Raw genomic sequence first — 19,376 nt, 5'->3', positions numbered from 1 at the left:
AACCCCATTCCTCCCCATAAATGGGGAGGATTGTCCTTAACCCAGCAGCTCCTGTTCGAGCTTCTTGGCCATTTCTTCGATATTCTCAGGCGGCCATCCGGGGATGTCCATGCCCAGACGCAGACCCATGGACGACAACACTTCCTTGATTTCGTTCAGCGACTTGCGGCCGAAATTGGGGGTGCGCAGCATCTCGGCTTCGGTCTTCTGGACCAGATCGCCGATATAGATGATGTTGTCGTTCTTGAGGCAGTTGGCAGACCGGACCGACAGTTCCAGTTCGTCCACCTTCTTGAGAAGATAGCGGTTGATCTGGTTGGTGTCGCTCTCGCCTTCCGACGCGGAAGCGACCGCATGGCCACCCTGCGACGGTGCGGCGGTGGGCAGCGCGTCCTCGAAATGCACGAACAGCTGAAGCTGGTCCTGCAAAATGCGCGCAGCATAGGCGATCGCATCTTCGGGCGTCACCGTACCGTCGGTTTCGAGCGTCAGGCTCAGCTTGTCATAGTCCAGTTCCTGGCCGACGCGGGTGTTGTCCACCTTGTACGCGACCTGACGAACCGGCGAATAGAGCGCATCGACCGGGATCAGGCCGATCGGCGCATCCGCCGGACGGTTGGCAACGGCGGGGACATAGCCCTTGCCGATGTCAGCCGTCAGTTCCATGTTCAGCGTCGCGCCCTGATCCAGATGGCAGATGATGAGTTCGGGGTTCATCACCTCGATGTCACCAACGACGCTGATGTCGCCTGCCTTGACCACGGCCGGGCCGGTGGCGGAAAGCTGAAGCCGCTTGGGACCATCGCCTTCCATCCGCAATGCGACCTGCTTGATGTTGAGGACGATGTCCGTCACATCTTCGCGGACGCCCGCGAGCGAGGAAAATTCATGCAGGACGTTCTCGATCTTGATCGAGGTGACCGCCGCGCCCTGAAGCGAGGAAAGAAGAACCCGACGCAACGCATTGCCCAAGGTCAGGCCAAAACCGCGCTCAAGCGGCTCGGCGACGAAGGTCGCCTTGCGCTTGCCATCGCTGGTCGGCTTGATCTCAAGCGTGTTGGGCTTCTTCAATTCCTGCCAGTTCTTCATGTTGACAGTCATGTACTTCCCCTGGGGATGTGGCCGAAACGCTTATCATCCTGGACCCGACAGGACGTTGCGACCGATGCAGATGGGTAACGGGCGGCGCGTCCGCCACCCGCCTAACGCAGTGTCGCCGGTTTAGACGCGGCGACGCTTGGACGGACGAACGCCGTTGTGCGGAATAGGCGTTACGTCACGGATCGATGTGATGTGGAAACCCACCGACTGCAAGGCGCGCAGAGCCGATTCACGACCCGAACCCGGACCCTTGACTTCGACTTCCAGCGTGCGGACGCCATGTTCGGCGGCCTTGCGGCCAGCGTCTTCGGCACATACCTGAGCGGCATATGGCGTCGATTTGCGGCTGCCCTTGAAGCCCATCATGCCGGCCGAGGACCACGAAATCGCGTTGCCCTGAGCGTCGGTTATGGTCACCATCGTGTTGTTGAAGCTGGCATTGACGTGCGCGACGCCGGCCGAGATGTTCTTGCGTTCGCGGCGTTTGATACGCTGTGGTTCGCGTGCCATGTTGCTCTATCCTACTGAAACTTTGTTGTGCTGAAGGCGTCTTCCGTGCGGAGAACGGCCTCCTGCGGAGAAGAAGACGAAACGGTCCCTTAAGGACTGCCTCTTATTTCTTCTTGCCCGCAATCGCCTTGGCCTTGCCCTTGCGGGTGCGCGCATTGGTGTGCGTGCGCTGGCCACGAACCGGCAGACCCTTACGGTGACGCAGGCCGCGATAGCAGGCCAGATCCATCAGGCGCTTGATGTTCATCGCGGTGTCGCGACGCAGATCGCCTTCGACCGTCAGGTCGGCGTCGATCGTTTCGCGGATCTGGAGCACTTCGGCGTCCGAAAGATCCTGCACGCGACGGCTGTGGTCGATACCCAGCTTGGTGGCGATGTCGGCGGCCGTCTTGCGACCGATGCCGTGAATGTAGGTGAGCGCAATGATAACGCGCTTGTTGGTCGGGATATTTACACCCGCGATACGTGCCATGGTCTTAAAATCTCCTGCTCCACGGGGCGATTGGCGTCACCCCATCTCAAAGCGTCAGGGCCGAAACCCCTGGCAAGGGGCGGCGGCCGAATCTACACCCCCGGACGCAAAAAAGACGGTCAGTGCATGAAGCACTGCCGCTGATCCAGCGTGTCGGGATGTCCGCGCCTACCGATTCGGGGGCGGAATGTCAACATCGCGCGCCAACTCTCCCGTCGCGAACCCGCGACCACTCGCCCCGCCCATGCCGGGTTTCCAATGCGGTACTCACCCCGACCGGTCAAGCGCCCTGCCCCCGCCGCCGCTCCGCCTGACCTTTTCCGGTTGAGCCATGGCCCGCGCTTGGGCATGAAGGTGAGATGCGCCTTTCCCATCCCCGCCTTTCCGTCCTGTCCATCCTGCTGCTGACCGGCGCATGCGTGGCACCGTCCCAGCGCCCGCCCGCCGCCAGCCACGCGCCGCGCCCAACCCACAGGCCTGCGCCTGCACCCGCCCCCGTGCAGCCCGCCACCCCCGCGCCGACGGCGACCGAATGGCAATATCGCCCGGTCGCCCCCGGCATCTGGACATACCGCGCCGACGACACTGCCACGATCGCCCGGTTCGGCCCGACCGCCGCCGACACACGCCTGTCGTTGCGCTGCGACAGGGCGACCCGCCGCGTCACCCTGTCGCGCGCCGGGTCTGGCCAGGGACCAATCGTCCTGCGCACCAGCTTTGGCGCGACCAGTTGGCCCGCCACATCGTCACCGACCCCCACGCCGCACGTCATGGCCATCCGCGCCGCATCCGATACGGTGCTGGACCAGATCGCCTACAGCCGGGGCAAATTTGCCGTCGAAGCCCCCGGCCTCGACGCGCTGATCGTCCCGGCCTGGCCCGAAGTCGCCCGTGTTGTGGAGGATTGCCGCGCCTGAAAACCTGCCCTGCAGGTCCAGCGAACATAGCGGCACATCGGACCGAAAAATCGCGGACGGACAAGTATGATTCCAAAAAAGATTTTTACAAGTCTTGATCATATCGCCCGACTGATTCACATTCATCCCGTGGCCGCACGAAGCGAAAGCGAAAAAGCGGTCATACGGCTTTTCAACTTAGCGAAAGGAGGTGATCCGATGTCTCATGGTTCAGCAATGGGGTCGGTCAAGTCCACTCGGGAAACGCGCCGCTGAGCGACGCCTCGCCGTCGATCCTTCACCGCTTCGGAACATATTGAGCGCCGACATACAGGCCGTTCCGATCCGGCACAGGATAGCGCGACATATCGTTTCCCTCTGGGCGGCACTTCCGGCCGCTGACCATGCACATGATGGGTCGTCGGGTGCTTGTCGCCTGACGGCCCCTCTCATGCTTGTGTGTATAGATTGGCGGGCCTGTTCAACGCAGGTCCGCCTTTTGTCGTTGGGGCGGGTTTAAGCATCCCCTGTATCCGCGCAGTCGGCAACCTTGTGTCGTTCGGGCCAGGTTAAGCAACCCGTGTTCCCGCGAAGGCGGGAACCCAGTCCCACGCCATCGTCTAGGCTCCCGCCCACGCGGGAGCACGGCAAGGGGAGGCCAACGCATACCGGCCTCACGCCAAACCCGCCACAAATCGCTCCACGGCACAGCGCCCCCGGCCCCGCCCGCGCCCCATCGACGCAAAGCCAGCCCCGCCAGCCCTCCGCCGCATCCAATCCGGCCCACCGCAGCGCCCGACACCCCCGACACCCCCGGCATCACACTGCGTCCAAAGCCATCCTCATCGGGCAAGTCATCCGGCGCCGACGCCACCCCGCAGCATCGCTCGCCCTCGCCCGCACTTTCAACACCACGCAACCGCCCCGCGATTGCGCTTCCGACACCGCATCCTAACGCTCCACCCCCTTCGCCTTCCCCCACGCCCGCGCGGCGGTATAGCCCAGATAGCCCGTGCCAAAGAGCGCATAGAGCGGCTCCGGCAAGGCATTGAGGTAAGCCCGCATCCCAGCGATGATCGCCCCCGCGACATCGGGCCGCACGCCCGCGACCAGCCCCATCGGGATCGACCAAAGCAGCAGCGCATACATCACATAGAGAAAGGTCGGCCGCGCCCGCATCGCCCAGCGATCCGGCACTTCGTCATCAGCCCCCTCGTCCCTCATCGCGCATCCTGCCCGATCCGGTTGGCCAGCCAGCCATAGAGAAACGCTTCGTTCGCCGGTCGGCTTTCGGCCAGCGCGACATAGCGTTCCCCCTGCATCGCCTCGATCGCCTTGAGCAGCACCGCATCACCGCCCTTGCCCCGAACCGCGCGATAGGCCCGCAACGCTGCCAGCGTCCGCGCACCCACCGCTCGGTCGACCACGATATCGGGATAATCCTGCTGGTTGCGATTGAGCGCGTTGAGCGCCCGCTGGAGAAAGCCGGTCGCCACCCCCGTCCCCATATTCACCGCCGTATCGAACATTTCCGCCGCCAGCGCCCCGCTGATCTCGGCCACCAGCGCATAGCCCGGCTGGTCCCAATAGAGCCGCCGATAAATCGCCACCGCCCGCGCCCGCGGCAACCGCGCCATGTCCCCCGCATAACCATTGGCCCGCGCGACCGCCTCGGTAATGCCCCAGTTGGTCGGCCCACCCCGATCCGCTGGATGACGACTATAGCCCCCCTCCCGCGCAATCACCTCATCGATCAGTGTCGTAATGTCCATATCCCGCCTCCTCGTCACTCAAGAGGCAGGGTATTTATCCCATATGGTTCGTTGTAGGACAGGGGAAATTAATTTCCTTCTCGATTTGCCGAGGATATGAAGGCTCACTTTCCATGATTTTTTAACGGAAATAGCGTCTGCGCGAAGGCTTACCCTGTTTACGAGCCGTCGAACGGACACATCTCGCCAATATTCTTATAAGCATTTTTCGCTATCCCCTTACATGCCGGGCAGAGCGACTTGCTTGGGCGCAGGTAAGTGTTGTTCTACACGCACAATGACATATTCGGTTCGGAGACCGCTAGGACTTAGCCATTGATCCATTCGGACCATGCAAACCAAATAGTCTTCCTTGGCGAACGAGACGTCAGACGCATCGACCCTAGCCCAAAAATCTTCGTCCTCAATCTCAGCTTGGATAGTTTGCGCCCCATTTGACAATCGCCATTTGCGGCCCCGATCGAAGAATAGCCGCTTAATTTGATAGGTAGCACGGAAGGTAGATGACGAGCTTGGTTCTGCGCCAGAAGCCGCGACAAAGGCCGGTGCTTCAATGGATATGATACGCTCAGCCGCAACTCCAAGTTGGTTCTCAAACCGAATTTCTTCGAGACCATCGTCACGCAGCGGCTCAGTGAACTTCTCAAGTGGTTGGCGAATGGATGGATCGTCAACAAGCCGAGCAACGGTCGTATTAACGTCCAGTTGCTCACCATCCTCGACTATAAGGGTCGTATTTCCATTTTCCAAAATAATTTGGCGAGCCACACGTCTACCATGCAACCATCGAACAACTTGGATGACGCCCTTGCCGCCGATAATAGCGGTATCTTTTACATTGAACCCGAGCAAACCAAGTATTGCTAAGGTGCCAGCGCCTTCCGGCGTCAACGCCCACGCAAGTGCGGCGTCTTTAAGGCCATCAATCCAATGGACGGCAATGCCGACGTCAAAGCTACCGCGCCTTACGTCCGACTTGACCCGAACCTTGACCCGCCCCGCCTCACCAGTCCTGATTGCGTCAGCATTTTCGATCAATTTGCCAAGAGCGAGAAGCGACGACGCAAGTTGGGACACGTCCATCTCGCCATCTTCGACAGCAGGCCCATCATATACAACGCGGAAGTGATCACCTGACATTAGCATTTCCTACCGGGTGCGAACCTTCATGTTCGGATTCTGTCAGCGTTATAACTAATAGTCACTACAGAATGCCATTGAAGGCAGCTTTAGTCAGCCTCCAGACCACAATTGAGACATCGGAGCACAAAAGTAGACAGGCAGCTTCCGCCGCCCGCTAAAACCATCGCTGCTGAATATCGCCTCCCGCACTTGCGCTTGGGAGATTTTCGGGCGTCCGTCCCCCGGACGGCCGTCTTTCCGAAAATCTTGGTCGGGACGAGAGGATTCGAACCTCCGACCCCCACACCCCCAGTGTGATGCGCTACCAGGCTGCGCTACGTCCCGACCGAGGGGCGGCCAATAGAGGCACATTCCCTAAGTTGCAAGACATTCGATGCGCCTCTTTTCACGCACCAGTTCCCCCGCCCGCCCCAATCCCTAATCATGTTGCCTCCGCGCCCTTATCTGTGTTAGCCGCCCGCCCTTGATCCGTGGACGCCCTGTGGCGCTCTGCGGCCGGTCAATCTCAGGCGAAAGTCCAACCATGTTCATTACCCCAGCCCTAGCCCAGACTGCGGGCGGGCAAGCCGCAGGCGCCGGAATATTGGTGCAGATGGCACCTCTGGTCCTGATCTTCGTCGTCTTCTATTTCCTGCTCATCCGTCCGCAGCAAAAGAAGATGAAAGAGCATAAGACCAAGATCGAATCCGTAAAAAAGGGGGATCAGGTCGTCACCGGCGGCGGTCTGGTGGGTAAGGTCGTGCGCGTCGACGACATCTATGCCGACATCGAACTAGCGCCGGGCATGAAGGTGAAGGCGGTCAAATCGACCCTGGCCGACGTCATCGACCCCGCCACCGCCAAGCCCGCGAACGACTGAGTCCCGCCATGCTGAACTTCTCGCGCTGGGCGGTCTTTGCGATCATCCTGCCACTGGCGATCGGCATATTGTGCGCCATCCCCAGCTTCCTGCCCGACGCGACCGTGGCGCGCCTGCCCAGCTTCATGCAGACGCGCGTCAACCTTGGCCTCGACCTGTCGGGCGGCAGCCATCTGCTGCTCGAAGCATCGACGCAGGACGTCGCCAGGCAGCGGCTGGTCAATATGGAAGACCAGATCCGCACCGAACTGCGCCGGGGCGACCCGCGCATCGCGATCGGCGACATTTCCAGCCGCGACAGCAAATTGAGCTTCATGGTCCGCAACCCCGCGCAGGTGGACGCCGCCGTCGAACGCATCCGCCCGCTGACGCAGGGTGCGGGCCTGACCGGCCAGCGCGACTTCAATGTGGAGGTGGTCAACAGCTCCACCATCGTCATCACGCCGACCGAAGCGGGCATCGCCGCAGCGGTCAAGAGCGCGATGGAAGTCGCCACCGAAGTCATCCGCAAGCGGATCGACGAAATGGGCACGCGCGAACCGACCATTCAGCAGCAGGGCGACAACCGCATCGTCGTGCAGGTGCCGGGCCTGCAAAACCCTAAGGCTTTGAAGGACTTACTGGGTCAGACCGCCAAGCTGGAGTTCAAGCTGGTCGATACCAGCGCCAACCCGTCCGAAGTCGCGCAGGGTCGCGCCCCGGTGGGCAGCGAAGTGCTGCCTTACCCCAACAACCCGTCGGGCGTACCGATGATCGCGGTCAAGCGTCAGGTGATGGTGTCGGGTGAAGATCTGACCGACGCGACTCAGGGTTACGACCAGAGCAATCAGGCGATCGTCAACATCCGCTTCAACGGATCGGGTGGCCGCAAGTTCGGGCAGGTGACGTCGCAGAACGTCAACCGCCCCTTCGCCATCATCCTGGACGGGAAGGTGCTGTCCGCGCCCAACATCAACGAACCGATCCTGGGCGGCAGCGCGCAGGTCAGCGGCAGCTTCACCGTCGAAAGCGCCAACCAACTGGCCATCGCCCTGCGTTCGGGCAAATTACCCGTGGCGCTCACTGTGGTGGAAGAACGTACCGTCGGGCCGGGCCTTGGCGCGGATTCGATCCGTGCGGGCCTGATCGCGTCGGTCGTCGCGGTCGTCGCGGTCGCCGCCTTCATGTTCGTCAGCTATGGCCGCTTTGGCATGTACGCCAACCTTGCCGTCGCCATCAACGTGGCGGTCATTCTGGGCGTGATGGGCATCCTTGGCGCCACGCTGACGCTGCCGGGCATCGCCGGTTTCGTATTGACCATCGGCACGGCGGTCGACGCCAACGTGCTGATCTACGAACGCATCCGCGAGGAACGGCGACGCGGGCGCAACGTCGTCCAGGCGATCGAACATGGCTATAAGGAAGCCAGCCGGACGATCTTCGAAGCGAACGTGACCCACGCCATCGCTGGCGGCATCATGCTCGCGCTCGGCTCCGGCCCGGTCAAGGGCTTTGCCATCGTGCTGCTGATCGGCATTGCGACCAGCGTGTTCACTGCCGTCACCTTCACCCGCATGGTCGTCGCGAACTGGGTGCGCCGCACCCGTCCGACCGACATTCATATTTAACAGGGGCGGGAGGACACACCCATGAAACTCTTGAAGCTCGTCCCCGACAACACCAACATCGGCTTCGTTGCGGTGCGTAAATGGGCCTTTGCGCTCACTGCGCTGTTGACCGTGCTGGCCATCGGCGCAACCGCCCATAGGGGCCTCAATCTGGGCGTCGATTTCGTCGGTGGCCTGATGATCGAGGCGAAATTCCCGCAGGCGGTCGAAACCGACAAGGTCCGCGCGACCATCGGCACGCTGGGCGTGGGCGAAAGCTCGCTGCAACAGTTTGGCGACCCCAGGACGGTGCAGATTCGCCTGCCCCTGCCCGAACAGGGCGGCGCTGGCGCGGCCAATGCGGTGGTGGAAAAAACACGCGCGGCGATGAACGCGCAATTCCCCGGCGTCACCTTTTCGCGCTACGACACGGTGTCGGGCAAGGTGTCGGGCGAACTGATCCAGAACGGCGTGCTGGCAGTCGTGCTGGCGATCCTGGGCATCGCGGTGTTCAGCTGGTTCCGTTACGAATGGCAGTTCGGCGTATCGACCTTCGTCGCGATCGTCCATGACGTGCTGATGACGCTGGGCTTCTTCGCGATTACCCAGCTGGAATTCGACCTCAACATCATTGCCGCCGTGCTGACCATCGTGGGCTATTCGATCAACGACAAGATGGTGATCGATGACCGCATCCGCGAAAATATGCGCAAATATCGCAAGATGGACATGAAGTCGCTGATCGACCTGTCGGTCAACGAAACCCTGCCCCGCACGGTCATGACATCGGTCACGATCCTGCTGGCGCTGGGCGCGCTGCTGCTGCTGGGCGGCCATGTGCTGCGCGGCTTCACCGCCGCCATGATGCTGGGCATTATCGTGGGCACCTATTCGTCGGTCTATGTGTCGTCCTCGCTACTGATCTCGCTGGGCCTTACCCCCCAGACGTCGGAAAAGAAGGCGTCCAAACCCAACATCGCGTCGCAGGCGGAGCGCGTGGGACCGCGCGACAATGGGGCGAAACCCTGACCGAGGGCAAACGCACTGGTATCGAACTGCGCCGTGACGATAGCGGTCAGGGACCGATTGTCACGGGCTTTCAGGGGCGCGGCTTCCGGGTGCGGGATGACGTTTTCCCCGACGGCCTGTTGCTCAGCCCCGTCCGCGCGCTGGCATGGACCGACGCGCCGACGATCGACGCGCTGACGCCGCAATCGTTGGGCGACCTGCTCGACGCCACCCCGACGCCCGAATTTCTGCTGCTCGGCACCGGTGCGGGTCTGCGCCAGCCGCCCCGGCCCTTCGTCCGGGCGCTTGAACAGCGCGGCATCGGCGTCGAAGCGATGGACAGCCGCGCCGCTGCCCGCGCCTGGGGCGTATTGCGCGCCGAAGAACGATGGATCGTCGCCGCACTGCTGCCGCTCTAAGGCTTGCTTTGTCGGCATCACTGCCGTAATGATCCGCCCGTCATCTGGGGAGTAGCCCACCGTTTCGCGTGCAGCGAGCGGACCATATGTCAACATATTTGGCCGAGAGGTCATGGCATATGGGGCGCGGACATGTCCGCGTCGGTCGAGACCAATGGCATCGGCTCTTCATGCCCGGCCGGGCGGGAGGAGGCGGTGGCATTGCGTCATTTCACTCCGCCCGGCCCCGGATAAATCCATGGAAGCTCTCCTTACATCCGCCTCGCTCGTCGCCCTCGCCGAAATGGGCGACAAGACGCAATTGCTGGCCATGCTGCTCGCCACCCGCTTTCGCCGCCCCGTGCCTATCATCTTCGGCATCCTGTTCGCGACGCTCGCCAATCACTTCCTCGCCGCCCTGCTTGGCCATTCGATCGCGGGCGTGCTGACGCAACCATGGTTCCGCTATGCCGTCGCGCTGGGCTTCATCGCCATGGCCGCCTGGACGCTGGTGCCCGACAAGTTTGACGAGAATGAACCGCTCAAGGCGCCATCGGGTGCGGGCGTGTTCGTCACCACGCTGGTCGCCTTTTTCCTGGTCGAAATGGGCGACAAGACTCAGGTCGCGACCATCGCGCTGGGCGCACGCTTCGACAATCTGCTGGCCGTCACGGCGGGCACGACGCTGGGCATGATGGTCGCCAATGTGCCAGCCGTGCTGTTTGGCGAAGCCCTGTCCAGGAAGGTGCCGATGCGCGCGTTGCAGATCGTCGCCGCGCTGCTGTTCCTGGGCCTTGGCCTGTGGATGATCGCAAGCCTGCAGGGCTGGGTCGGCTAAGCGATCCTGCCGCTAAGCAGTTGTCAGCGCCGCGCGGCTGGGGCAAGGGGAAGGCCAAGAGTCTTCCCCTTTTCTGACAGACATGGGACATGTGATGAAGGACAGTCTGGTTACGGTGTTCGGCGGCGGCGGCTTCGTGGGCCGTCAGGTCGCGCAGGCTTTGCTCGAACGCGGCGCGCGGGTGCGCATCGCACAGCGCGATCCATCGACAGCGGTACGGGTCAAGCCGCTCGGCGGCCTGGGGCAGGTGCAGTTCATCGCCGCCGACATCGGCAAACCGCAAAGTGTAGCGCGGGCGGTGGCCGACGCGGACATCGTCATCAATCTGGTCGGTATATTGAGCGGCGATTTCGATGCCGTGCATCATCGCGGCGCGGCCAATGTCGCCAAGGCTGCGGCGGATGCTGGCGCGCGGGCGTTAGTCCATATGTCCGCGATCGGCGCGGACGCGGAAAGCCCATCGGCCTATGGCCAGTCGAAGGCGGCGGGCGAAGCGGCGGTCAAGGCCGCCTTCCCCACGGCCACCATCATCCGCCCGTCGATCATCTTCGGGCCGGAGGATCAGTTCCTCAATCGCTTCGCCGACCTCATCAGCATGGCCCCGGTCATTCCGGTCATCAGCGGCGCGACCCTGTTCCAGCCGGTCTATGTCGCCGACGTGGCGGAGGCGATCGCCAATGCAGCGGAGCATCCCGGCCAATATGGCGGCCAGACCTTCGAACTGGGCGGGCCGCAGCGCCTGTCCATGAAGCAGATCAACGGCTGGATTGCCAAGGCGATCGGCCGCGACAAGCCGTTGATCGACGTGCCACATGGCATCGCTTCGATCATCGCGATGCTGCCGGGCGGGCCGATCAGCAAGGATCAACTGGCGATGCTGGGCCGCGACAATGTCGTGGCTGACGGCGCGCACGGCCTTGACGCTCTCGGCGTCGCGGCAACGCCGATGGGCGCAGTCGCGGACAAATGGATGGTCCGCTATCGCAAACATGGCCGTTTCGCCGGTCGCGCAAGCGCCTGACATATAAAGCTCGGCACTCCATGCGGGGCCGGAACAGACTGGGGTGTGACCGGACATGGACCTGCATTATCTGACCGTCATTCTGCTGGGCATTGTCGAAGGGCTGACGGAGTTCTTGCCCGTATCCTCGACCGGGCACCTGATCCTCGCCAGCGAATTGCTGGGCTATGATGCATCGACCTGGGCGATGTTCAACGTCGTGATTCAGCTTGGCGCGATCCTGGCCGTCGTGGTGCTCTATTGGCGCACATTCTGGGCGGTGGGCATGGGGCTGCTGCGGCGGGAGCCGGTTAGCTGGCGCTTCCTGCGCAACCTGCTGCTCGCCTTCGTACCCGCCGCCGTCATCGGCCTGGCGCTGCACGACTATATCGAGATATTGCTGGGGTCGCCCAAGGTCGTCGCCTGGGCGCTGATCGTCGGCGGCGTCGCGATTCTGGTGGTAGAGCGCGCAGTCAAGGAACAGCGTTTCCACGGCATCGCCGACATCCCGACCGTCCGGGCGCTGGGCGTGGGCTTTATCCAGTGCTTGGCGATGGTTCCAGGGGTCAGCCGGTCGGGCGCTACGATCATGGGTGCGCTGTTGCTGGGCGTGGAACGGCGCACGGCGGCGGAGTTCAGCTTCTTCCTCGCCATCCCGACGATGCTGGGTGCGACTGCGCTGGAACTGCTCAAGAAGGGCGATCAGATCACCGGCGGAGCCGTAGGCTGGGGCAGTATCGCGTTAGGCTTCGTCGTATCGTTCGTCGTCGCGCTGCTCGTCATACGCTGGTTCGTGGGCCTTGTTTCCAAACATGGCTTTGCGCCCTTCGCCTGGTATCGAATCGTGGCGGGCGTCGCCGCGCTGATATGGCTTTCCGCCAGATAGGGCCGGATCGGTTCAATATTCATGGCGAAATCTGCGACTCATTCTTAAATAGCATCCAAAACTATATTTAATTGGTAAGCATTGCTGTCCTAAAATGCAAAATCCGCGTGACTCCGTGGGTTTTTATGCTATGCGCGCCTCTGCAACAGATTCAGGGACGTGCCATGGCAGACAATCCGATGCTGAAATTCGTGGGCTTGGGGCAGAATTATCCCGACAAGCGCCCTGCTGACGACCGCGCCGACGATTTTCTGGAAATCAGCCGCAGCTTCATCCTCGACAAAGCTGAAGAACAGGCATCGCGCTGCTCGCAATGTGGCGTGCCTTATTGCTCGACCCACTGCCCGCTGCACAATCACATCCCCGACTGGCTGCGGCTGACGGCGGAAGGTCGCCTGCGCGAAGCCTATGAACTGTCCAACCTGACCAGCACGATGCCCGAAATCTGCGGTCGCATCTGCCCGCAAGATCGCCTGTGCGAAGGCAATTGCGTCATCGAATTTTCCGGCCACGGCGCGGTGACGATCGGCAGCGTGGAAAAATACATCACCGACACCGCGTGGAAGGAAGGCTGGGTCGAAGCACTCGTCCCCGGCAAGCCCACGGGCCAGTCGATCGGCGTCATCGGCGCTGGCCCGGCGGGCCTGACGACGGCGGAATATCTGCGCGTCGCGGGTCACGAAGTGCATGTCTATGACCGGCACGACCGCGCCGGCGGCTTGCTGACCTACGGCATCCCCGGCTTCAAGCTGGAAAAGGACATCGTCATGCGCCGCGTCCAGCGGTTGAAGGATGGCGGCATCATCTTCCACGAAAGTTTCGAGGTCGGCCGTGATGCCACGATGGAGGAATTGCGCACGAAGCACGACGCCATCCTGATCGCGACCGGCGTTTACAAGCCGCGCGACATCCGCGCACCCGGCGTGGGCGCGCCGGGCGTGGTCAAGGCGCTCGACTATCTGACTGCTTCCAACAAAGCAGGGTTCGGCGACGTCGTACCTGCGCATGACGACGGCACGCTGCTCGCCACGGGCAAGAATGTCGTCGTCATCGGCGGCGGCGACACCGCGATGGACTGCGTGCGCACGGCCATCCGACAGGGCGCCAGGTCGGTTAAATGCCTTTACCGCCGCGACCGGGAAAATATGCCCGGATCGCAGCGCGAAGTCGCCAATGCCGAGGAGGAAGGCGTCGAATTCGTCTGGCTGACCGCTCCCATCGCGTTCGAAGGCACGGAACATGTCACTGGCGTCAAAGTCACCAAGATGCGGCTGGGCGCGCCCGACGCATCGGGGCGCCGCGCGCCCGAACCCGATCCGGGCAGCGAGCATGTGCTGGAAGCGGACCTCGTCATCAAGGCGCTGGGCTACGACCCCGAAGAATTGCCCAAGCTGTTCGGCGCGGACGACCTGTCCGTCACCCGCTGGGGCACGCTGCGCGTCGATCACAAGACGATGATGACCAGCATGGACGGCGTATTCGCGGCGGGCGACATCGTGCGCGGCGCGAGTTTGGTGGTCTGGGCCATCCGCGACGGCCGCGACGTGACCGAACATATGCACCGCTATTTGAAGGCGAAGGCCAAGGTGGGCGAGAGGGTCGCCGCGTGAGCGTCCTGATCCGGCACGCCCTCACCGCGCTGACGCTGGCCGTGAGCATGCCCGCCGCCGCCCAAACGCCGAAGCCGACGCCTGCCGCTGTCGCGGCGGACCCCGCCCGTGTCGCGGCAGCGCGTCCGATGGTCGAAAAGCTGTTCCCCATCGGCACTTACAAGCGGATGATGGGCGAAACCATGTCCAAGATGATGGACGGGATGATGGGTGGCATGATGAAAATGCCCATTGCCCAGATCGCTGGCATGAGCGGCGTGCCCGCCGACAAGCTGACCGCTCTGAACCAGACGTCTCTGGAAGAAATCAGCGCCATCGTCGATCCCCATTTTCGTGAACGAACGAAGCTGGGCATGGACGCGATGATGGGTGCCATGGCCGATATGATGTCGGAATTTGAACCCAATGTCCGCGACGCGATGACCCGCGCCTATGCGCGCAAGTTCGACGTCAGGCAGCTGGGTGAGATCAACGCCTTTTTCGACACGCCGACCGGCAACCGGTTCGCGACCGAATATATGACGATGATGATGGACCCGGAAATCATGGGTGAGATGCAGGCTCTGGTGCCGCAACTCATGAAGAAAATGCCCGACATGGTCGCGCGCGCGAAGAAAGCCACCGACGGCCTGCCGCCGCCGCGCAAGATCGCCGACCTGTCGAACGCGGAAAAGGACAAGCTGGCCCGGCTTTTGGGCATCAAGGCAAGTGAGCTGCCCAGCAGCGCGGCCGGGGAAGGAACCAAGCAATGACCGATCAGACCCAATATATGGCCAGCCCCGAAGAACGCGCACGGATCGCGGCCGAGGGCATGTATCACCCGGACATGGAAGGCGACGCCTGTGGCGTGGGCCTCGTCGCCGCGACCGATGGCCGCCCGTCGCGCCGCGTCGTCGCCAGTGCTATCGATGCACTGAAAGCCGTGTGGCATCGCGGGGCGGTGGACGCCGATGGCAAGACCGGCGATGGCGCGGGCATTCATGTCGACCTGCCAGTGCGTTTCTTTGACGATGCGATCGCCGATTCGGGCCACAAGCCCCTGCCCAACCGCCTTGCCGTCGGCATGATCTTTCTGCCGCGCACGGATTTGAGCGCGCAGGAAACCTGCCGCACGATCGTGGAAAGCGAAATCATCGACGCGGGCTACACCATCTATGGCTGGCGTCAGGTGCCGGTGGACGTGTCCGTCATCGGCGAAAAGGCGCAGCGCACCCGGCCCGAGATCGAACAGATCATGATCGCGGGGCCTATGCCCGAAGAACGCGATCAGGCCGAGTTCGAAAAAGACCTCTACCTGATCCGCCGCCGCATCGAAAAGAAGGTGATCGCGGCGCAGATCCAGGATTTCTACGTCTGCTCGCTGTCCTGCCGATCGATCATCTACAAGGGGCTGTTCCTCGCTGAATCGCTGTCGGTCTTCTACCCCGACTTGCAGGATGAGCGTTTCGAAAGCCGCGTCGCCATCTTCCACCAACGCTATTCGACCAACACCTTCCCGCAATGGTGGCTGGCACAACCGTTCCGCACGCTCGCCCACAATGGCGAAATCAACACGATCCGCGGCAACAAGAACTGGATGAAAAGCCACGAGATCAAGATGGCGAGCCTCGCCTTTGGTGAGCAGTCGGAAGACATCAAGCCAGTCATCCCCGCGGGCGCGTCCGACACCGCCGCGCTCGACGCCGTGTTCGAGGCAATCTGCCGGTCGGGCCGCGATGCGCCGACCGCCAAGCTGATGCTGGTGCCCGAAGCATGGCAGCATGAAAGCGCCGAGTTGCCCAAGGCGCATGCCGACATGTACGACTATCTGGCGTCGGTGATGGAACCGTGGGACGGCCCCGCAGCCCTTGCCATGACCGATGGCCGCTGGGTCGTGGCGGGCGTCGATCGCAATGCGCTGCGTCCGCTGCGTTATACGCTGACCGGCGACAATCTGCTGATCGTCGGGTCCGAAACCGGCATGGTCGTGGTTCCCGAAACCACCATCGTGCGCAAGGGCCGGATGGGTCCGGGGCAGATGATCGCGATCGACCTACAGGAAGGCGAACTTTATGACGATGCCGCCATCAAGGACCGGATCGCCGCAGAACGCCCCTATGGCGACCTGATCAAGGATTTCATGGCGATCGGCGATCTGGTCGATGCGCCCACTGCCCTGCCTGCCTGGGACAAGGCCGAACTGACCCGTCGTCAGGTCGCCGCCAACCTGACGCTGGAGGATCTGGAGCTGATCCTGTCGCCGATGGTGGAGGATGCCAAGGAAGCGATCGGGTCGATGGGCGACGACACGCCACTGGCGGTCATCTCCGACAAGCCGCGCACCGTCAGCCATTTCTTCCGCCAGAATTTCAGCCAGGTCACCAATCCGCCGATCGACCCCTTGCGCGAACGGCATGTGATGAGCCTCAAGACGCGCTTTTCCAACCTGCACAACATATTGGAGCAGGACGCGCAGAACAGCCATGTGCTGGTGCTGGAATCGCCCGTCCTGACCAGTGCGGAATGGGCACGGTTGAAGGCCCATTTCGGCCCCGCCGTGGCGGAAATCGACTGCACCTTCCCGGCAAATGGCGGGCAGGAGCAGTTGCGTGCGGCCATTTCCCGCATCCGGCAGGAAGCCGAGCAGGCCGTGCGTGAAGGCCGGACGGAACTGTTCCTGACGGACGAGGGCGTTGATGCGACACGCGCCGCCATCGCGGGCGTGCTGGCTGCGGCGGCGGTGCATACCCATCTGGTGCGCAAGGGGCTGCGGTCCTACGCGTCGATCAATGTGCGTAGTGCCGAAGCGCTCGACACCCATTATTTCGCGGTGCTGATCGGCGTGGGCGCGACCACGGTGAACGCCTATCTGGCCGAAGCCAGCATCGCCGATCGTCATGCGCGCGGCCTATTCGGCGCGCTCGACATCGACGCCTGTTTCGAACGCTATCGCGTCGCGATCAACGAAGGCCTGCTCAAGATCATGTCCAAAATGGGCATTGCGGTCATCAGCAGCTATCGCGGCGGCTATAATTTCGAAGCGGTCGGGCTTTCGCGGGCGCTGGTGAACGACCTGTTCCCCGGCATGCCAGCGAAAATTTCGGGCGAAGGCTATGCCTCGCTCCACTACAGCGCGATGGTGCGCCATGAAAAGGCGTTCGATGCAGCCGTGGTGCGCCTGCCGATCGGCGGCTTCTATCGTCAGCGGCAAGGTGGCGAGAGCCATGCCTATTCCGCGCAACTGATGCACCTGTTGCAGACGGCGGTCGCGACCGACAGCTATTCGACCTATCTGCAATTTTCGCGCGGCGTGCGCGATTTGCCGCCGGTCTATCTGCGCGACCTGATGGAGTTTAATTTCGCCCGCGAAGCCGTGCCGATCGATGAGGTCGAGGCGACCACCGAGATCCGCAAGCGCTTCGTGACGCCCGGCATGAGCCTTGGCGCTCTGTCGCCAGAAGCGCATGAAACGCTGGCGATCGCGATGAACCGTATCGGCGCAAAGGCCGTGTCGGGCGAAGGCGGCGAGGATGCGAACCGCTTCAAGCCCTATGAAAATGGCGACAACGCCAATTCGGTGATCAAGCAGATCGCATCGGGTCGCTTTGGCGTGCATGCCGAATATCTCGCGTCGGCCGAGGAAATCGAGATCAAGGTCGCACAGGGCGCAAAGCCCGGCGAAGGCGGTCAGTTGCCCGGTTTCAAGGTGACGGAGTTCATCGCCAAGCTGCGCCATTCGACGCCTGGCGTGACGCTGATTTCGCCCCCGCCCCATCACGACATCTATTCGATCGAGGATCTGGCGCAGCTCATCTACGACTGCAAGATGATCAACCCCCGCGCGCGCGTCTGCGTCAAGCTGGTGAGCCAAGCGGGCATCGGCACCGTCGCGGCGGGCGTGGCCAAGGCCCATGCCGACGTCATCCTGATCGCCGGCCACGTCGGCGGCACCGGGGCCAGCCCGCAGACGTCGATCAAATATGCCGGAACGCCATGGGAAATGGGCCTGTCCGAAGCCAATCAGGTCCTGACTCTCAATGGCCTGCGCCATCGCGTAAAGCTGCGCACCGATGGCGGCCTGAAAACCGGGCGCGATATCGTGATCGCCGCGATCCTCGGTGCGGAGGAATATGGCATCGGCACGCTCAGCCTTGTCGCCATGGGATGCATCATGGTGCGTCAGTGCCACAGCAACACCTGCCCTGTCGGCGTGTGCGTGCAGGATGAGAAACTGCGCGCCAAGTTCACCGGCACGCCGGAAAAGGTCATCAATCTGATGACCTTCATCGCCGAAGAAGTGCGCGAAGTGCTGGCGCGCCTTGGCTTCCGGAGTCTGGACGAAGTGATCGGTCGCACCGAACTGCTGAAGCAGGTCAATCGCGGCGCCGAGCATCTTGACGATCTCGACCTCAACCCGATCCTGGCCAAAGTGGATGCACCCGACGACCAACGTCGGTTCAGCCTGACGGAATGGCGCAACGAAGTGCCCGACAGCCTGGACGCGCAGATGATGCGCGATGCCAAGGCGGTGTTCGAACGGGGCGAAAAGATGCAACTGACCTACACGGTGCGGAACACGCACCGCGCAGTTGGCACGCGGCTTTCGTCTGCCGTGACCGATCGTTTCGGTATGTCAACATTGGCGGACGGGCACCTGACCGTCCGCCTGCGTGGCAGCGCTGGCCAGTCGCTCGGTGCGTTTCTATGCAAGGGGATCACTCTGGAAGTCTTCGGCGACGCGAACGACTATGTCGGCAAGGGATTGTCGGGCGGCATCATCAAAGTGCGTACGACCGTATCCAGCCCCCTGTCGAGCAAGGACAATACGATCCTGGGCAACACGGTCCTCTATGGTGCGACCAGCGGCAAGCTGTTCGCGGCGGGCCAAGCAGGGGAACGCTTCGCCGTCCGCAATTCAGGCGCGCAGGTCGTGGTCGAAGGATGTGGTGCGAACGGTTGCGAATATATGACCGGCGGCATCGCGGTCATTCTGGGCAAGACTGGCGCCAATTTCGGCGCAGGCATGACTGGCGGCATGGCGTTCATTCTGGATGAGGATGGCAGTTTCCCTTCGCGCGCCAATCCCGAGGGCATCATTTGGCAGCGGCTGGAAAGCGTGCATTGGGAAGCGCAGGCCAAGGCGCTGATTGCCGAACATGCGCTCGCGACCGACAGCAAATGGTCGAACACCATCCTGGACGACTGGGACCGCTGGCGTCGCTATATCTGGCAGGTCTGTCCCAAAGAGATGATCAACCGCCTGTCGCATCCGTTGAGCGATGCGCCAGAGCAAGTGGTCGCCGCTGAATAGATCGGTC

General features: G+C 62.4%; 17 protein-coding genes, 1 tRNA gene and 1 riboswitch. Of the genes, 11 read left to right on the top strand and 7 right to left on the bottom strand.

The genetic code is table 11. From position 1 onward, the window contains the following. Nucleotides 1-36 precede the first annotated feature (36 nt). The 3 genes from WA070_RS08335 to rpsM form a co-directional block, all read right to left on the bottom strand. On the bottom strand, nucleotides 37-1,101 hold the full coding sequence (locus WA070_RS08335) for a DNA-directed RNA polymerase subunit alpha (RefSeq protein WP_422633629.1): 1,065 nt from the start codon (nucleotides 1,099-1,101) through the stop codon (nucleotides 37-39). Between the two features lie 120 nt (nucleotides 1,102-1,221). Next, nucleotides 1,222-1,611: a 30S ribosomal protein S11 gene (gene rpsK / locus WA070_RS08330; RefSeq protein WP_422633628.1), complete on the bottom strand. Its 390-nt coding sequence runs from the start codon at nucleotides 1,609-1,611 to the stop codon at nucleotides 1,222-1,224. A gap of 103 nt (nucleotides 1,612-1,714) precedes the next feature. Next, the gene (rpsM, locus tag WA070_RS08325) at nucleotides 1,715-2,083 is read right to left on the bottom strand and encodes a 30S ribosomal protein S13 (RefSeq protein WP_422633627.1); all 369 of its coding nucleotides are present in this window, start codon (nucleotides 2,081-2,083) and stop codon (nucleotides 1,715-1,717) included. Between the two features lie 359 nt (nucleotides 2,084-2,442). Between rpsM and WA070_RS08320 the strand changes: the two genes are divergently transcribed. Further along, complete coding sequence (locus tag WA070_RS08320; RefSeq protein ID WP_422633626.1) at nucleotides 2,443-3,000, top strand: hypothetical protein; 558 nt, start codon at nucleotides 2,443-2,445, stop codon at nucleotides 2,998-3,000. Nucleotides 3,001-3,930: 930 nt separating this feature from the next. On the opposite strand, the gene WA070_RS08315 is transcribed toward WA070_RS08320, so the two are convergent. The 4 genes from WA070_RS08315 to WA070_RS08300 all read right to left on the bottom strand — a co-directional run bounded on the left by WA070_RS08315 (nucleotide 3,931) and on the right by WA070_RS08300 (nucleotide 6,218). Continuing rightward, the gene (locus WA070_RS08315; protein ID WP_422633625.1) at nucleotides 3,931-4,203 is read right to left on the bottom strand and encodes a 3TM-type holin; all 273 of its coding nucleotides are present in this window, start codon (nucleotides 4,201-4,203) and stop codon (nucleotides 3,931-3,933) included. Then, nucleotides 4,200-4,751, bottom strand: a complete 552-nt coding sequence (locus tag WA070_RS08310; protein WP_422633624.1) for a glycoside hydrolase family 108 protein — start codon at nucleotides 4,749-4,751, stop codon at nucleotides 4,200-4,202. Before WA070_RS08310 ends, WA070_RS08315 begins: the two co-directional genes overlap by 4 nt. Nucleotides 4,752-4,970: 219 nt before the next feature. Next, nucleotides 4,971-5,891 (bottom strand): hypothetical protein, encoded by a 921-nt coding sequence (locus WA070_RS08305; RefSeq protein WP_422633623.1) that lies wholly within the window; start codon nucleotides 5,889-5,891, stop codon nucleotides 4,971-4,973. Nucleotides 5,892-6,141: 250 nt separating this feature from the next. Continuing rightward, nucleotides 6,142-6,218: transfer RNA gene (locus WA070_RS08300), tRNA-Pro, on the bottom strand. A 199-nt stretch (nucleotides 6,219-6,417) separates the two neighbouring features. Between WA070_RS08300 and yajC the strand changes: the two genes are divergently transcribed. The 10 genes from yajC to gltB all read left to right on the top strand — a co-directional run bounded on the left by yajC (nucleotide 6,418) and on the right by gltB (nucleotide 19,369). Then, complete coding sequence (yajC, locus tag WA070_RS08295; protein ID WP_422633622.1) at nucleotides 6,418-6,753, top strand: preprotein translocase subunit YajC; 336 nt, start codon at nucleotides 6,418-6,420, stop codon at nucleotides 6,751-6,753. A gap of 8 nt (nucleotides 6,754-6,761) precedes the next feature. Then, a complete protein-coding gene (gene secD / locus WA070_RS08290; protein ID WP_422633621.1) occupies nucleotides 6,762-8,360 on the top strand; it encodes a protein translocase subunit SecD in 1,599 nt (532 codons plus the stop codon). Nucleotides 8,361-8,381: 21 nt separating this feature from the next. Further along, nucleotides 8,382-9,368 carry a protein translocase subunit SecF gene (gene secF / locus WA070_RS08285; protein ID WP_422633620.1) on the top strand — a complete coding sequence of 329 codons (987 nt, stop codon included), beginning with the start codon at nucleotides 8,382-8,384 and terminating at the stop codon, nucleotides 9,366-9,368. A 56-nt stretch (nucleotides 9,369-9,424) separates the two neighbouring features. Continuing rightward, nucleotides 9,425-9,766: an Mth938-like domain-containing protein gene (locus WA070_RS08280; RefSeq protein WP_422633656.1), complete on the top strand. Its 342-nt coding sequence runs from the start codon at nucleotides 9,425-9,427 to the stop codon at nucleotides 9,764-9,766. 33 nt (nucleotides 9,767-9,799) lie between these two features. Beyond that, a riboswitch (yybP-ykoY riboswitch) is annotated at nucleotides 9,800-9,909 on the top strand. A gap of 95 nt (nucleotides 9,910-10,004) precedes the next feature. Next, a complete protein-coding gene (locus tag WA070_RS08275; RefSeq protein WP_422633619.1) occupies nucleotides 10,005-10,583 on the top strand; it encodes a TMEM165/GDT1 family protein in 579 nt (192 codons plus the stop codon). A gap of 94 nt (nucleotides 10,584-10,677) precedes the next feature. After that, nucleotides 10,678-11,604, top strand: coding sequence for a complex I NDUFA9 subunit family protein (locus tag WA070_RS08270; protein ID WP_422633618.1), 927 nt, complete (start codon nucleotides 10,678-10,680; stop codon nucleotides 11,602-11,604). A 55-nt stretch (nucleotides 11,605-11,659) separates the two neighbouring features. Further along, entirely contained in the window at nucleotides 11,660-12,469 is an 810-nt protein-coding gene (locus WA070_RS08265; RefSeq protein WP_422633617.1) for an undecaprenyl-diphosphate phosphatase, read from the top strand. 164 nt (nucleotides 12,470-12,633) lie between these two features. After that, entirely contained in the window at nucleotides 12,634-14,079 is a 1,446-nt protein-coding gene (locus WA070_RS08260; protein ID WP_422633616.1) for an NAD(P)-dependent oxidoreductase, read from the top strand. Further along, complete coding sequence (locus WA070_RS08255) at nucleotides 14,076-14,831, top strand: DUF2059 domain-containing protein (RefSeq protein ID WP_422633615.1); 756 nt, start codon at nucleotides 14,076-14,078, stop codon at nucleotides 14,829-14,831. The genes WA070_RS08260 and WA070_RS08255 overlap by 4 nt, the downstream gene beginning before the upstream one ends. Beyond that, nucleotides 14,828-19,369, top strand: coding sequence for a glutamate synthase large subunit (gene gltB / locus WA070_RS08250; RefSeq protein WP_422633614.1), 4,542 nt, complete (start codon nucleotides 14,828-14,830; stop codon nucleotides 19,367-19,369). Before WA070_RS08255 ends, gltB begins: the two co-directional genes overlap by 4 nt. Nucleotides 19,370-19,376 lie beyond the last annotated feature (7 nt).

Origin of the sequence: Sphingobium sp. (genome assembly GCF_049304695.1) — a bacterium.
GTDB lineage: Bacteria > Pseudomonadota > Alphaproteobacteria > Sphingomonadales > Sphingomonadaceae > Sphingobium.
Note: the sequence above shows the minus strand (reverse complement) of the source record. Positions and strands in the feature narration are given on the sequence as shown.

Bases quoted from the DNA above. Each gene is read 5' to 3' on its own strand.
- rpsK (WP_422633628.1), bottom strand. From the start codon at position 1,611: ATGGCACGCGAACCACAGCGTATCAAACGCCGCGAACGCAAGAACATC.
- secF (WP_422633620.1), top strand. From the start codon at position 8,382: ATGAAACTCTTGAAGCTCGTCCCCGACAACACCAACATCGGCTTCGTT.
- yajC (WP_422633622.1), top strand. From the start codon at position 6,418: ATGTTCATTACCCCAGCCCTAGCCCAGACTGCGGGCGGGCAAGCCGCA.
- WA070_RS08265 (WP_422633617.1), top strand. From the start codon at position 11,660: ATGGACCTGCATTATCTGACCGTCATTCTGCTGGGCATTGTCGAAGGG.
- rpsM (WP_422633627.1), bottom strand. From the start codon at position 2,083: ATGGCACGTATCGCGGGTGTAAATATCCCGACCAACAAGCGCGTTATC.
- WA070_RS08275 (WP_422633619.1), top strand. From the start codon at position 10,005: ATGGAAGCTCTCCTTACATCCGCCTCGCTCGTCGCCCTCGCCGAAATG.
- gltB (WP_422633614.1), top strand. From the start codon at position 14,828: ATGACCGATCAGACCCAATATATGGCCAGCCCCGAAGAACGCGCACGG.
- WA070_RS08270 (WP_422633618.1), top strand. From the start codon at position 10,678: ATGAAGGACAGTCTGGTTACGGTGTTCGGCGGCGGCGGCTTCGTGGGC.
- WA070_RS08335 (WP_422633629.1), bottom strand. From the start codon at position 1,101: ATGACTGTCAACATGAAGAACTGGCAGGAATTGAAGAAGCCCAACACG.
- WA070_RS08310 (WP_422633624.1), bottom strand. From the start codon at position 4,751: ATGGACATTACGACACTGATCGATGAGGTGATTGCGCGGGAGGGGGGC.
- secD (WP_422633621.1), top strand. From the start codon at position 6,762: ATGCTGAACTTCTCGCGCTGGGCGGTCTTTGCGATCATCCTGCCACTG.
- WA070_RS08260 (WP_422633616.1), top strand. From the start codon at position 12,634: ATGGCAGACAATCCGATGCTGAAATTCGTGGGCTTGGGGCAGAATTAT.
- WA070_RS08315 (WP_422633625.1), bottom strand. From the start codon at position 4,203: ATGAGGGACGAGGGGGCTGATGACGAAGTGCCGGATCGCTGGGCGATG.
- WA070_RS08305 (WP_422633623.1), bottom strand. From the start codon at position 5,891: ATGTCAGGTGATCACTTCCGCGTTGTATATGATGGGCCTGCTGTCGAA.
- WA070_RS08320 (WP_422633626.1), top strand. From the start codon at position 2,443: ATGCGCCTTTCCCATCCCCGCCTTTCCGTCCTGTCCATCCTGCTGCTG.